Consider the following 12,838-nt stretch of genomic DNA (forward strand, 5'->3'; position numbering starts at 1 on the left):
CGACGGTGCGCGACGCGCAGGGCGCGCGCTTCCGGCTGTGGCAGGCCGGGGAACGGCTCGGCGCGCAGCGGGTCAACGGGCCCGGCGCGTGGAGCTTCAGCGTGCTGCACACGCCCGACCTCGACCGTGCGCTGCACTTCTACGGACCGCTGCTCGGGTGGGAGGTCGACCCGGGGCTGGGCGCCGGCATGGCCCGCGTCGCCGGCTACGGCGACCGCCTCGCCCGGACCGTCGAGCCGGACATCGACACCGCGCAGGAGGGCGCGCCTCCCGGGTTCCGCGACGTCGTCTCGGGGATCGTCGTCGACGACGGCCCCGCGCGGCACACCGTGACGTTCGGCGTCGCCGACCGCGACGAGGCGGCGGCGACGGCGGAGCGCGCCGGCGGCGTCGTCCTGTCGTCGGTCGACACGGAGTGGACGCGCGAGGCCGAGGTGCGCGACCCCCAGGGCGCCGTCCTCACGCTCTCGCAGTACACGCCCGCTGGTCACGCCTGAGCACCTCGCGAGGAAGGTGCACCGAGCAAGCCCAGGCACGTCCGTGTTCGCCGAGTGGTGCAGGGCCGCCGCCCGCCCGGCGGGCAGGTTCCGGTCGCCGCCGTGGGGACGAGGTGCTTCGCTTCTCACGACTGGTGCACGGCGCTGCCGGCGTCGTGACCATCGTCCGAGGAGGACACATGACCCAGCACGTCGACGCCGACACGTTCGTTCGCGCCGAGACCGATCGAATGTTCGCGGACCTGCAGCGAGACGCCGGCGGGGTCAACCGGTTCCTGCACAACCGCGAACCCGCGTCGGTCGATCGGCAGACAGTCGTGCGGATGAACCGCGACACGCTCTACAGCTTCGCCGTCGTGGATCTCGCGGCGACGGCCACGCTCACCCTGCCGGACGCGGGGGGCCGCTACCTGACCGCGATGGTGCTCGACAACGACCACCTCGTCGCGGACGTCCTGCACACGGCCGGCGAGCACCGGCTCGACGTCGAGACCGTGGGTACCCGCCACGCCGTCGTGGCCCTCCGGACTCTCGTCGACCCTGCGGACCGCGACGACCTTGCTGCCGTGGCCGCGATCCAGGACAGCGTGAGTCTCACCGCGGCGTCGGCGGATCCGTTCGTCTCACCGGAGTACGACACGGCGAGCCTGGACACCACCCGCGACGCGTTGCTCGTGCTCGCCGCCGGCCTGCGCAGATTCGACCAGATGTTCGGCGCGCGCGAGCAGATCGACCCTGTGCGGCACCTCATCGGGACCGCGGCGGGCTGGGGCGGGCTGCCGACGTCGGAGGCGTCGTACGTCGGCGTCGACCCGCATGTGCCTCCCGGAAGGTACGAGCTGACGCTACGAGACGTCCCGGTCGACGCTTTCTGGTCCGTCTCGGTGTACGACGCCAAGGGCTACTTCCAGCCGAACCCTCAAGGCCTCTACAGCGTCAACAGCGTCACCGCCGTTCCGGACGCCGACGGTGCGGTCACCGTACGGTTCGCACCGCACGACGACCTCGGCGACGAGCCGAACACCATCCCCGTCCCGGACCGGTGGAACTTCCTCGTCCGCCTCTACCGCCCTCGGACCGAGGTGCTCGACGGCTCGTGGACCGTCCCACAGCTGCGGCGCGTCTGACCGCCCGCAGCAGCAGACCGCACGACCTGCCCGGACTCGACGACGAGCCCCCGCCCCCGGTCGGCGTCCGACCGGGGACGGGCCCTCGTACCGCGGCGCCCCAGGGCGCGCCGGGCGTCAGCGGCCGTCGAGGTGATCGATCTCCTCGAGCAGGCGCTCATGCGTGGCCGTGTCGTCGACGAACTTCTCGACGACGCGCCGCACCGCGTCCCAGCGTTCCGCGTCGACCGCGGTGAGCGCGCCGACGAGCTGGCCGGGCGGGAGGTCGAGCGCCGCGAGGCGCGCGCGCAGGCCCTCCGGCGTGACGGTCACGACGACGGTGCGCTCCGCCGTCGCCTCGCCACCGGCACCGCGCGCCGTCGCGACGACGATGTGCTCCCCGAGGGTGAGGTCCGCGGCAGGGACGACCGCGCCGTTCTCGACCGGCGCGCCGTCGAGCGTGAGCACGACCTCGTCCGCGTCCGTCGCGCTCGCGGCGACGACGAGCGACCCGCCGCGGTCGACCTCTGCGCCCTCCGTCGGGCTCACGATCGCGACCGTCGGCGCTCCGGGGGCCGGCGCCTCCTGCTCGCGCGCCTGCTTCCAGCCGACGAAGGCGCCCGCCCGGTCCGTGATGATGCCGTCGACGCCGATCTCGGTGAGCAGGGCCCAGTCCGCCGCGGAGTTGACGGTGTACGGCATGACCGCGATCCCGGCCTCGTTGAGGTCCGCGACGGCGCTCGGGCGTGCGAGCAGCGCGCTCGCCGACGGGTTGTACATGACCGCACCGAGGTCGCGGGCGACGGCCACGGGGTCGGCGTCGAGGGAGCCGCGGAGCAGGCCGCGCGGGATCTGCGGCGCGTGCTCGCGCGCGAACCGCAGCGCGGCGACGTCGAACGACTGCAGGACCACACGGTCCTCCAGCCCCGCCTCGACGACCATGTCGACGACGCGCTCGACCTCCGCGGAGGTCTCGGGGCCCTTGATCTCCAGCAGCAGGGTCGACGAGCCGGTCTCCAGCAGGTCGAGCACCTGCGCGAACGACGGCAGGGTCTGGCCGGTGAACGCAGGGGAGAACCAGGACCCGGCGTCGAGCGCGGTGACGTCGGCGCCGAGCAGGGTGGCGACGTCGCCCGAGCCGTCCGTCGTGCGGTCCACGGTCTGGTCGTGCAGCACGACGGGCACGCCGTCCGCGGTCGTGTGCACGTCGATCTCGACGTACTCGGCGCCGGTGCGCATCCCCGCGGCCACCGCGGCGAGCGTGTTCTCCGGCGTCACGGACGAGTAGCCGCGGTGCGCGACCGTGACGGGCAGCTCGCCGTCGTCGCCCACGTACGACGCGGGCTCGATCTCGGTGACGGTGACATCGTCGACGCTCACGGTCGCGCCCGCGGTGACGAAGCCGAGTGCGCCGTCGCGCGAGCGGTCGATCCGGCCCTCCAGCAGGGTCGTCCCGTCGAGCGAGTACGTGACCGACGCGCCCTGGACCTCGACGGACAGGCGCACGTCGCGACCCGTCGCCGCGTCCGTCGGCGCCGACGCCGTGTACGGGACGTTCCACGCGTTCGCCGCGGTCCGCTGCGCGATCTCGATGCCGTTGTGCGCCGTCGTCGTGCTGCGCAGCACCGCCTGCCACCACGGGACGGAGCCGTCGGGCGCGACGTCGAGGATCGCGCCGGCCCAGCGCGTGGCGTTGTCCACGGCCTCGAAGCGCAGCGTCGCGTCGAGGCGGTAGTTCTCCGCTGACTCGCCGAACACGATGCGTGCGGGCGACGACCCGTCGGGCGCGTCGCCGACGAGCCGGCCGTCGCGCACCTGCCAGTCGCCGAGCACGGGCGTCCAGCCCTCGGGCAGCGCGTCGCCGTCGAACGACTCGGAGAGCAGGACGTCGCCGGGCTCGGCGGCCGCGGGGGCCGCGAGCGGGACGGTCGCGGTCGTCGTCGCCGCGGTCACCAGCGTGGTGGCGAGGAGTGCGCCGGCGAGCGTGGCGGCGGTGCCGCGCGCGGCGCGTGGTCGGGTGGTCGTCATCGGGTCCTCCGAGCGTCGGGACGGTTGCCCCGGCGACGCTAGGAACGCCGGATGGCGTCCTGGTGGCCGGGGGGCGACGCCGGGGGGACGGTCAGGTGACGGGACGCCACGCCCCCGGGGTGCCCTCTCCGAGGGTCTCCCGGTCAGTTCCCGCACGCCCGGGCAGCATGCGGGCGACGTCGGTCCCGGCGTCGAGGAGGGCGAGCGTCCGGCGCGCGATGGCCTCGAGCCGGGCGTCGAGCGCGGCGAGCGGCTCGGTGACGGCATCGGTGGTGAGACGCCGGAGCGCGTCGATCGTCCGCCGCACGTCCGGTACCGGGTACCCGGCCGCGCGGAGGGCCGCGGTGATGCGGGCCTCGCGGACGGCGCCCGGCGGGTAGCGCCGGGCCGTCACGGACCCGACGCGCGACGCGACGCGCTCTGGCGCCAGGAGCCCTTCGCCCTCCCAGAAGCGGAGCGTCGACGCCCGTACCCCCAGCGCGGCGGCGAGCTCCGTGATGGTGAGCGTGACGCCGGGCTCGTCGCGCCCGACGGCGCCGCCCGGGCCGTCGGCGGAGGACGGCTCGGCCCGGATCGCGAGGAGAGCGCGCCGTGCGTCGAGCACCTCCTCGCGCTCGCGGGCGAGCTGCACGTGCAGGGCACCGACTCGCGCGGCGGCCTCGTCGAGGGGGAGCGACCACGCGTCGCGCAGCGTGCGGCGCGCGACCACCGGCCCGACGGCGGTGACCAGCCCGCGGTAGGCGCGCAGCGCGAGGACGTGCTCGTCCGTGAAGGTGCGATATCCGTTCGCGGACCGGCCGGCGGGCGGCAGGACACCGAGCTGCTCGAGGTCGCGCACCTGCTGGACGGACCATCCCGACGCGCGCGCGACGTCGGACGTCCGCAGCAGCTCCCGTGCCGGGTGCGGTCCTCCCGAGCCCATCCTGGCCTCAACCCTCCAGAAGCACTTCAAGCACACACTCGAACCATGAGTATGGATCAGATCCTCGACACCGTCCGGTCGCTCGACGGCGTGCTGGTTCTCTCGCCGGAACACGGCAGCGCGTTCCCCGAGATCGCCGTCGGCGACCACTTCTTCTACTACGCCCCTGACGGCACGATCCCGCACGGGCAGCCCTACGGCACGATCGTCACGAAGGACTACCCCGACGACACTGCCTCCCGCCTCGACGAGGAAGGGCGCTGGAGGGTCAACGTGCACGTCGGTCGCGCGCGGTTCCGCGAGCTGCTCGGGACCGACCCCCGCGACGGCGAGCCGTCGCAGGTCGGCGCGACCGACGTCGTCGTGCCCCACCCGGTCTACGGCGCGCTCGGGTGGGTCGCCGTCGTGAACCCGGGCGACCGCACGACGGCGCTCATGCTCGACCTCCTGCGCGCGGCGCACGACGACGCACGCGCGCGCACCCTGCGCCGCAGCGGCCGCTGACGATGCGGGTCCACCGAACGGTGGATGCGCGGATCGACCAGGCTCGGACGCGACGGTCGATGTGACGGGGTGCGGCGCGTCCGTAGCGTCGCGGCATGACCGCGTTGGACGTACGACACCTGCACAAGCGCTACGAGGAGCACGTCGCCGTCGACGACGTCTCCTTCACCGTCGAGGAGGGGGAGATCTTCGGCATCATCGGGCCCAACGGCGCCGGCAAGACGACCACGGTCGAGAGCATCGCCGGCCTGCGCACTCCCGACTCGGGCTCGATCTCCGTGCTCGGGCTCGACCCGGTCGAGGACCGGGCCGAGGTGCGTGAGCGGCTCGGCGTGCAGCTGCAGGAGAGCAGCTTCCCCGACGCGATCACGGTCGCCGAGGCGCTCGACCTCTACAGCTCTTTCTACCGGGACCCCGCCGACTGGCGCGAGCTCATGGACCTGCTCGGCCTCACCGAGAAGCGCAGGACGCAGTACAAGGCGCTCTCCGGGGGGCAGAAGCAGCGGCTCTCGATCGCGCTCGCCCTGGTCGGCAACCCGAGGATCGCGATCCTCGACGAGCTCACGACGGGACTCGACCCGCAGGCGCGGCGGGACACCTGGAGTCTCGTCGAGCGGGTCCGCGACACCGGCGTGACGATCCTTCTCGTCACGCACTTCATGGACGAGGCGGAGCGCCTCAGCGACCGGATCGCGGTCATCGACAAGGGCCGGGTCGCCGCGGTGGACACGCCGGCCGGACTGATCGCGCGGTCGAGCGCGGTGCAGCAGATCCGGTTCCGCGTCAGCCGGCCGCTGGACGAGAGCGTCCTCACCGCGCTTCCCGAGGTGTCCGACGTCGAGATCACCGAGGGGCGCTGGCTGGTCACCGGAACCGGACAGCTCGTGAGCAGCGTTGTCGGCGCGCTCGCCAGGGCGCAGGTCGTGGCGGAGGACCTCCGCGTCGACCAGCGCACCCTCGACGACGCGTTCGTGGCCGTCACGGGGCGCGCCCTGGAAACCCCGGCATCGACCGAGAGGACGGTCGATCGATGACCGCGACCGCCCACGGTCTCGGGTCGCGTGCTCGCCTGAAGATGGTCACGGTCGAGGCGAAGCTCTTCCTCCGCGACTCGGCCACCGTCCTCTTCGGCGTGCTGTTCCCGGCGGGGCTCCTGCTGGGGCTCGGCGCCGTCCCGGCGCTCAGGGAGCCGTCGCCCGAGACGGGCGGGCTCCGGGCCATCGACGTCTGGGCACCGACCGCGCTCGTGTTCGGGATGGTGATGATCGCCGTGCAGCACGTCCCGGCGGTGGTCGCGACCTACCGCGAGCGGGGCATCCTGCGTCGGCTGTCGACGACTCCGGCGCACCCGCGGAGCGTCCTGCTCGCGCAGATGATCGTCGCGTTCGCCTCAGTGGTCGTCTCCGCGGTGCTCCTGATCGTCGTCGCGTGGGCGGTGCTGGACATCGCGCCGCCCGAACGACCCCTGGAGTTCGCCGTCGCCTTCGTCATCGGCTATGCGGCGCTCCTCGGGATCGGCATGATCTCCGCGGCCGTGGTCCGCACGAGCAGCGCCGCGAACCAGGTCGGCACCGTCCTCTTCGTCGCGCTGATGTTCTTCGGCGGGGCCTTCCTGCCGCGCGTCCTCATGCCCGACGTGCTGCGCGAGGTCGGCGAGCTCGTCCCGCCCGGCCTGCAGGCCCTCACCGCGGCGTGGTCGCCCGAGGCGGGCGAGGTCACCGCCACTGCCGGCGGCCAGCCGTTCTGGCTGCAGATCGCCATAATGGCGGGGATCGCGGTGAGCGCGAGCGCGATCGCCGCGAAGCTCTTCCGCTGGGAGTAGGTGTCGATGACGCGGGATGCCGAGGCCGGTGAGCGCCAGGGCTCCGTGACGCTCCAGTCGTCCGTCGCGGCAGAGGCGGAGGCCGCGAACCGCTCGCGGCTGGCCTGGAAGCAGGAGCAGCTGCGGGTCTGGGACCTCCTGCAGCTGTGCACACCGTGGCTGCTCCTGACGATCTCGACGGTCGTCTACTTCGCGCGGGTGCTCCCGGCCTCCGGCGAACCCTTCTGGCCCGAGGGTGCCACCGTCCTCGGGCTGGTCACCGTCTCGGCGCTGTGGGTGCTGTTCCGTCAGACGCTGCCCCTCAGGAGGAGGGCCCTGCGGCCCGTGGCGGCGGGCGTCTACTTCGTCGGGCTGCTCGCCCTGTGCGTCGTCCTCATGACGTACTCCGACGTCTTCCTCGTCTTCACGGTGGCCGGCTTCTTCCAGGCGTACCTGCTCAGGCCGTGGCCGGTCGGGGTGCTCGGCGTCCTGGTCACGTCCGTGGCCCTCAACGGTTCGGCGATGCGCGTGGGGGACGACCCGAGCCCGGAGACGCTCGCGGAGCTCCTCCTGATCGTCGCCGTGCAGACGGCGGCGATCGGGGTGGGCATCCTGCTGACGGCGCGCAGCGAGCCGGAGGAGCGCAGGCGGGAGGCGCTCGTCGAGCGGCTCGAGGCGGCCCTGCACGAGAACGCCGGCCTCCACGCGCAGCTGGTCGCCCAGGCCCGGGAGTCCGGGGCGCAGGACGAGCGGCAGCGGCTGGCCGGCGAGATCCACGACACCCTGGCCCAGGGTCTCGCCGGCATCATCACGCAGCTCCAGGCCGCGGAGAGGTCCGCGGGCGTGCGGGGCGTGAGCGACGAGCACGTCACGCGCGCGCTCCGGCTCGCGCGCAGCAGCCTGACCGAGGCCCGCCGCTCGGTCCGGGCGCTCGCCCCCCAGGAGCTCGGGAGCGCGCACCTCCCCGACGCGCTCCGTACGCTGGCCGAGCGATGGTCGCAGGACGAGGGGGTGGGAGCGCACGTGGAGGTCACCGGTGACCGGGTACCCCTGAGCCCGGCGATCGAGGTGGCGCTCTTCCGGGTCACGCAGGAGTCGCTGACCAACGTGGCGAAGCACGCCGACGCGTCGCGCGTCGGTGTCACGCTGTCGTACACGGGGACCGAGGTCCTGCTGGACGTGCGGGACGACGGACGCGGGTTCGCGGACGAGGACGGCACCGGTTTCGGCCTGACGAGCATGCGCCAGCGCATCCGAGGCGTCGGCGGTCACGTCGAGGTGCAGAGCACGCCGGGCGAGGGGACGTCCGTGAGTGCGCGCGTCCCGGCCATCGTCCCCGGCGGAGCGAGAGCAGAGGAGACCGACCGATGATCCGACTGGTGATCGTCGACGACCATCCGGTCGTGCGGGGCGGCCTCCGCGACACCTTCGCGGGTGCCGAGGACATCACCGTGGTCGGTGAGGCCGGCGACGGCGCCGAGGGCGTCGACCGCGCGAAGGCCCTGGCGGCGGACGTCGTGCTCATGGACCTGCGGATGCCGGGGACGGACGGCGTCGCCGCGACCGCGGCCCTGCGCGAGAAGGCCCCGGACACCCGGGTGCTGATCCTCACCACCTTCGACAGCGAGAGCGACGTGCTGCCGGCGATCGAGGCGGGCGCGACCGGCTACCTCCTCAAGGACGCACTGCCCGACGAGCTGATGCGCGCGGTCCGTGCGGCCGCGCGCGGAGAGCCGGTGCTCGCGCCGTCGGTGACCCAGCACCTCATGGGGCAGGTCCGCAGGCCCGGCGCAGGCACGCTGACCGACCGGGAGAAGCAGGTGCTACAGCTCGTCGCGAACGGCAGCTCCAACCGCGAGGCCGCTGCGGCGCTCTTCATCGGCGAGGCGAGCATCAAGACCCACCTGCAGCACGTCTACGACAAGCTCGGCGTGCGCGACCGGGCCTCGGCGGTCGCCGAGGGCTACCGGCGCCGCCTGCTCACCTGACGCCCCGGGACGCGGGAGCGCGCCTCGGCCGTCAGACGGGGACGGCGGTGGTCGTGGGTGCAGGGCGGGCCGCGACCGAGCCGTGCCCGGCGACGTCGACGCCGACCGAGACGACGACGGGCAGGCCGTCCGTGACCTCGACCGTCGAGACGGAGGCGTTGGGCAGCGCGACGAGCCGCGTCGGGTCGAGCGTCGCGAGCCACGCGCCGAGCGTGAGGCCGTGCCCGACGACGAGCACGTGGCGGTCGAGCATCGCACCCGGGCGGGCGGCGTCGTCGTGCGCGGCGACGATGCGCGTGAACACGGCGCGCACGCGCGCCATGAAGTCCGCGCCCGGCTCGCCGCCCCCGACGCCGGGGTGCGTGCCCGCGAGCACGCGCGGCACGAGCTCGGTCCAGGGCTCGACGGCGTCGAGCTGCGTCTCGGGCCGACGCTCGAACGTGCCGAACGAGAGCTCGCGCAGGTCGTGGTCGACCGTGAGCCGCAGGTCGGGGTGGTGCCGCAGGATCTCCATCGCGGTGAGCACCGCGCGGCCTTGCGGTGATGAGTAGACGGTGTCGAAGTCGTGCCGTGCGAGGTGCTGCGCGGTCACGCGGACGCCCGCGCGCCCGGTGCGGGTGAGGGGTGAGTCGCACGACCCCTGCAGGTGGCGGCGTGCGTTGAGGTAGGTCTGCCCGTGTCGTACGAGCGTGATCGTCAGGGTCATCGTCGCTGTGCCCTCCGGTCGTCCCGGTCTGCTGGTCACGCTCGACGCTAGGGCGTCGGGGTTTCCGGGGGACGACGACGAGGTGACGATCGCATGGCGAGCCGGTGCGACGTCGAGCGCCGGGCAGGCCGGGTGACGACCGGGTGCCGAGCCGCGCGGCCCGTGCGATCCTGCGACGAGCGAGCGTCGCACCCGGGGGAGGGGCCGTGACCGGACCGAGGGACGAGCCGAAGGACGGAGCCGCGGGCGGCCCGGCGGCGGGCGAGGCGCTGTCCCAGCGCCGCGTCTACGTGATCTTCGGCGGGCTCATGCTCGGCATGCTGCTCGCGGCGCTCGACCAGACGATCGTCGCGACGGCGCTCCCCACCATAGTCTCGGACCTCGGCGGCGCGGAGCACCTGTCGTGGGTCGTCACGTCCTACATGCTCGCGTCGACCGCGACGACGGTCCTGTGGGGCAAGCTCGGCGACCTCGTCGGGCGCAAGCCCCTGTTCATCGCGTGCATCCTCATCTTCCTGCTCGGCTCGGTCCTCGCCGGGACGTCGACGACGATGGGCCAGCTCATCGCGTGGCGCGCGCTGCAGGGCGTGGGCGGCGGTGGGCTCATGGTGCTGTCGCAGGCGATCGTCGGCGACATCGTGCCGCCGCGCGAGCGCGGCCGGTACCAGGGGTTCTTCGGCGCGGTGTTCGGCGTCTCCTCGGTCGCGGGCCCGTTGCTGGGCGGGTTCTTCGTCGACAACCTGTCGTGGCAGTGGGTCTTCTACATCAACGTCCCGCTGGGGATCGTCGCGCTCGTGACGGTCGTCGCCGTCCTGCCGCGCATCGCCGCGACGAAGCGGCCGAGCATCGACTACGCGGGCATCGTCCTCCTCGGGATCGTCGCGACGGCGATCGTGCTCATCACGAGCCTGGGCGGCACGACGTGGGGGTGGAGCTCGCCCGAGGTGTACGGGCTCGCGGCCGTCGGCGTGCTCGCGCTCGTCGCCTTCGTGCTCGTGGAGCAGCGCGCGAGCGAGCCCGTGCTGCCGCTGCGGCTGTTCCGCAACCGGGTGTTCTCGACGGCGTCGGTGATCGGCTTCGCCGTCGGGTTCGCGATGTTCGGCGCCATCACGTTCCTGCCGCTGTACCTGCAGACTGTCAAGGGTGCGAGTCCCACGGCGTCGGGCCTGCAGATGACGCCGATGATGCTCGGCCTGCTGCTCACCTCGATCGGGTCGGGGCAGATCATCTCGCGCACCGGGCGGTACAAGGTCTTCCCCATCGCGGGCACGGCGATCACGGCGGTCGGGCTGTACCTGCTGTCGCTGATGGGGCGCGACACCTCGACCCTGCAGGCCGGGCTGTCCATGTTCGTGTTCGGGCTCGGTCTCGGCATGGTCAACCAGGTGCTGATCCTCGCGGTGCAGAACGCCGTCGAGTACCGCGACCTCGGCACGGCGACGTCCGGGGCGACGTTCTTCCGGACCATCGGCTCGGCCGTCGGGGTCGCCGTGTTCGGCACGATCTTCGCGAACCGGCTCGGCGCGAACCTCGCCGCGGGCGTGCCCGCCGACGCGCAGGGCCCGTGCGACGCGGCCGCGCTCGCGGCCTCGACCGCGGGGCTCGCGCAGTGCCCGGCCGACGTCCAGGACTGGTTCCTCGACGCCTACGCGGCCTCGCTGCACACCGTCTTCCTGTGGGCCGTGCCCGTCGCGGTCGTCGCCTTCCTCCTCACGTGGCTGCTGCCGGAGACGACGCTGCGCGGCACGTCGCGCGACGCGGGCGCGCCCGACCCGGCCGAGGTCGCCGGGCACTCCGCGGGCGAGGCGTTCGCCCTCCCGTCGAGCCGCACCTCGCTCGAGGAGCTGCGGCTGATCCTGTGGCGGCGCGTCGGTGCGCGCGACCCCCTCGCGGTGTACCGCGTGATCGCCGGACAGGTGGACCTCGAGCCGGGGGAGTGCTGGATGCTCACGCGCGCGTCCCTCAAGGGGCCGCGCTCGGTCGCGACGATGGCCGAGCGCTCCGGGGCGTCCGAGGACAGGGTGCGCGGCGTCGCGCGGTCGCTCGCCGAGCGGGGGCTCGTCACCGTCGACGGCGACACGGTCACGGCGACCGACGCAGGCCTGGCCGCCGCGGAGAACCTGCGCGAGGCCGAGCGGGAGCGCCTCGCGCAGTACGTGTCCGGGTGGGACCACGAGCCGGACGTCGACGAGCTCGTCCGGCGCGTGGCCGAGGAGCTGCTCGCCGACCCCGAGCCCGCGCGCTGAGCGTCGCCAATCGCGATCAGAGCGCTGGGGCGCGGACTCCACCGCCCGAACACGCACGCCTGCCACGCTGCTCAGGGGAGTCGCATCTGAGGCACCGGTCCGCACCTGCGTGTTCGCTACCCCCGGACCCTCCGTCGCCTCGGGGTCTGTCGCCCACGACCCCTCGCCAGTCCGATGCCACCTCGCCGACGTAATCGAGGGCAAACCGGCGCCGGTTGGACAGCGACGCGTCATTTTACCGTGCCCGACTGTTTAGGATGAATCTCCGGCGACTCCTCGGTGAATTCTTCAGGCAATCCTATGCTTACGATGGCAGGCGTGGCGCGCGTGATGTACCAATGGATGCGGACGCACTGAACGACTGCGGCCGGCCCAGCTTTGTTTCGGCAAACCGCCGATCCCTATCAACTCGAGGAGCAATTTTCAATGAAAAGAGGCTGACGCTCGCCCTGGCCTGTGCGGTGGCACTGTCGCTGACCGCGCCGATCTCTGCAATGGCCAGCGAGTCCCCGCAGGGCTCGGCTCGCGAGCTCGCGGAGGCCGTGTACGACGCGCCCGATCCGAGCGCGGCGTTTGCCGAGCTGGATCCGGAAGAGCAGGAACTCTTCGTCGCCGCAACCTCCCTCGCTGAGACGGAAGAGCAGATCACGGTGGTGGAGATCAGCGAGTCCGAGGCAAGGGCCGCGTTCGAGGCCGATGGCCAGACGGTCGCGGCGGTGGCCGCCTACGACGTCTGCTACGAGAAGGGCGCACAGGGGGCGGGCAAGAACGTTCTCGGTGGCGTGCTGTACCGCTACTACACGACTATCAAGTACTGCGCCACGGGCGGGCAGATCAAGACTGCATCCTGGACCCGGCAGACGGGCAGCACGCACTTCCCGGGCTGGTACTACGACGGCAAGCAGACCGACCAGCTGAACCACACTTCGAGGAGCGTCGGCGGCTTCACGCAGTTCAAGTTCCACAACGGACCGATCAACCAGGTCCCGATCCAGAACGTCTACCCCTGCCTTCAGACAAGAGTCAACTCCGCAGGTACT

The 12,838-nt window shown here is 72.8% G+C and carries 12 protein-coding genes; 9 read left to right on the forward strand and 3 right to left on the reverse strand.

Annotated features, from left to right (window positions below; translation table 11 throughout):
* On the forward strand, positions 1–497 hold a 497-nt coding region (locus AC4H2H_RS19190), incomplete at its 5' end, for a VOC family protein (protein WP_494372429.1).
* A 179-nt stretch (positions 498–676) separates the two neighbouring features.
* A complete protein-coding gene (locus tag AC4H2H_RS19195; RefSeq protein WP_494372430.1) occupies positions 677–1,624 on the forward strand; it encodes a DUF1214 domain-containing protein in 948 nt (315 codons plus the stop codon).
* Positions 1,625–1,741: 117 nt separating this feature from the next.
* On the opposite strand, the gene AC4H2H_RS19200 is transcribed toward AC4H2H_RS19195, so the two are convergent.
* Both AC4H2H_RS19200 and AC4H2H_RS19205 read right to left on the reverse strand, forming a co-directional pair.
* Positions 1,742–3,631, reverse strand: a complete 1,890-nt coding sequence (locus AC4H2H_RS19200) for a glycerophosphodiester phosphodiesterase family protein (RefSeq protein ID WP_494372431.1) — start codon at positions 3,629–3,631, stop codon at positions 1,742–1,744.
* A 91-nt stretch (positions 3,632–3,722) separates the two neighbouring features.
* Positions 3,723–4,553: a MerR family transcriptional regulator gene (locus AC4H2H_RS19205; RefSeq protein ID WP_494372432.1), complete on the reverse strand. Its 831-nt coding sequence runs from the start codon at positions 4,551–4,553 to the stop codon at positions 3,723–3,725.
* A gap of 45 nt (positions 4,554–4,598) precedes the next feature.
* Between AC4H2H_RS19205 and AC4H2H_RS19210 the strand changes: the two genes are divergently transcribed.
* The 5 genes from AC4H2H_RS19210 to AC4H2H_RS19230 all read left to right on the forward strand — a co-directional run bounded on the left by AC4H2H_RS19210 (position 4,599) and on the right by AC4H2H_RS19230 (position 8,846).
* Positions 4,599–5,057 (forward strand): DUF6194 family protein, encoded by a 459-nt coding sequence (locus AC4H2H_RS19210; protein WP_494372433.1) that lies wholly within the window; start codon positions 4,599–4,601, stop codon positions 5,055–5,057.
* A gap of 95 nt (positions 5,058–5,152) precedes the next feature.
* Positions 5,153–6,091 (forward strand): ABC transporter ATP-binding protein, encoded by a 939-nt coding sequence (locus AC4H2H_RS19215; RefSeq protein ID WP_494372434.1) that lies wholly within the window; start codon positions 5,153–5,155, stop codon positions 6,089–6,091.
* Positions 6,088–6,879, forward strand: coding sequence for an ABC transporter permease (locus AC4H2H_RS19220; protein WP_494372435.1), 792 nt, complete (start codon positions 6,088–6,090; stop codon positions 6,877–6,879). Before AC4H2H_RS19215 ends, AC4H2H_RS19220 begins: the two co-directional genes overlap by 4 nt.
* A gap of 6 nt (positions 6,880–6,885) precedes the next feature.
* Positions 6,886–8,229, forward strand: a complete 1,344-nt coding sequence (locus AC4H2H_RS19225; RefSeq protein WP_494372436.1) for a sensor histidine kinase — start codon at positions 6,886–6,888, stop codon at positions 8,227–8,229.
* Positions 8,226–8,846 (forward strand): response regulator, encoded by a 621-nt coding sequence (locus AC4H2H_RS19230; RefSeq protein ID WP_494372437.1) that lies wholly within the window; start codon positions 8,226–8,228, stop codon positions 8,844–8,846. The genes AC4H2H_RS19225 and AC4H2H_RS19230 overlap by 4 nt, the downstream gene beginning before the upstream one ends.
* A 31-nt stretch (positions 8,847–8,877) precedes the next feature.
* Here AC4H2H_RS19230 and AC4H2H_RS19235 read toward each other — a convergent pair whose 3' ends face one another.
* The gene (locus AC4H2H_RS19235) at positions 8,878–9,591 is read right to left on the reverse strand and encodes a histidine phosphatase family protein (protein ID WP_494372438.1); all 714 of its coding nucleotides are present in this window, start codon (positions 9,589–9,591) and stop codon (positions 8,878–8,880) included.
* 167 nt (positions 9,592–9,758) lie between these two features.
* Between AC4H2H_RS19235 and AC4H2H_RS19240 the strand changes: the two genes are divergently transcribed.
* Positions 9,759–11,798 carry an MDR family MFS transporter gene (locus AC4H2H_RS19240; protein WP_494372439.1) on the forward strand — a complete coding sequence of 680 codons (2,040 nt, stop codon included), beginning with the start codon at positions 9,759–9,761 and terminating at the stop codon, positions 11,796–11,798.
* Positions 11,799–12,136: 338 nt separating this feature from the next.
* The coding region (locus AC4H2H_RS19245; protein ID WP_494372440.1) for an NUDIX hydrolase at positions 12,137–12,838 on the forward strand (702 nt) is incomplete at its 3' end.

The organism is Cellulosimicrobium sp. BMG9.22 (assembly GCF_059159975.1).

What these genes read in the sequence shown, in the direction of transcription:
- AC4H2H_RS19195 (WP_494372430.1), top strand. Translation starts at nt 677, where the DNA reads ATGACCCAGCACGTCGACGCCGACACGTTCGTTCGCGCCGAGACCGAT.
- AC4H2H_RS19200 (WP_494372431.1), bottom strand. Translation starts at nt 3,631, where the DNA reads ATGACGACCACCCGACCACGCGCCGCGCGCGGCACCGCCGCCACGCTC.
- AC4H2H_RS19205 (WP_494372432.1), bottom strand. Translation starts at nt 4,553, where the DNA reads ATGGGCTCGGGAGGACCGCACCCGGCACGGGAGCTGCTGCGGACGTCC.
- AC4H2H_RS19210 (WP_494372433.1), top strand. Translation starts at nt 4,599, where the DNA reads ATGAGTATGGATCAGATCCTCGACACCGTCCGGTCGCTCGACGGCGTG.
- AC4H2H_RS19215 (WP_494372434.1), top strand. Translation starts at nt 5,153, where the DNA reads ATGACCGCGTTGGACGTACGACACCTGCACAAGCGCTACGAGGAGCAC.
- AC4H2H_RS19220 (WP_494372435.1), top strand. Translation starts at nt 6,088, where the DNA reads ATGACCGCGACCGCCCACGGTCTCGGGTCGCGTGCTCGCCTGAAGATG.
- AC4H2H_RS19225 (WP_494372436.1), top strand. Translation starts at nt 6,886, where the DNA reads ATGACGCGGGATGCCGAGGCCGGTGAGCGCCAGGGCTCCGTGACGCTC.
- AC4H2H_RS19230 (WP_494372437.1), top strand. Translation starts at nt 8,226, where the DNA reads ATGATCCGACTGGTGATCGTCGACGACCATCCGGTCGTGCGGGGCGGC.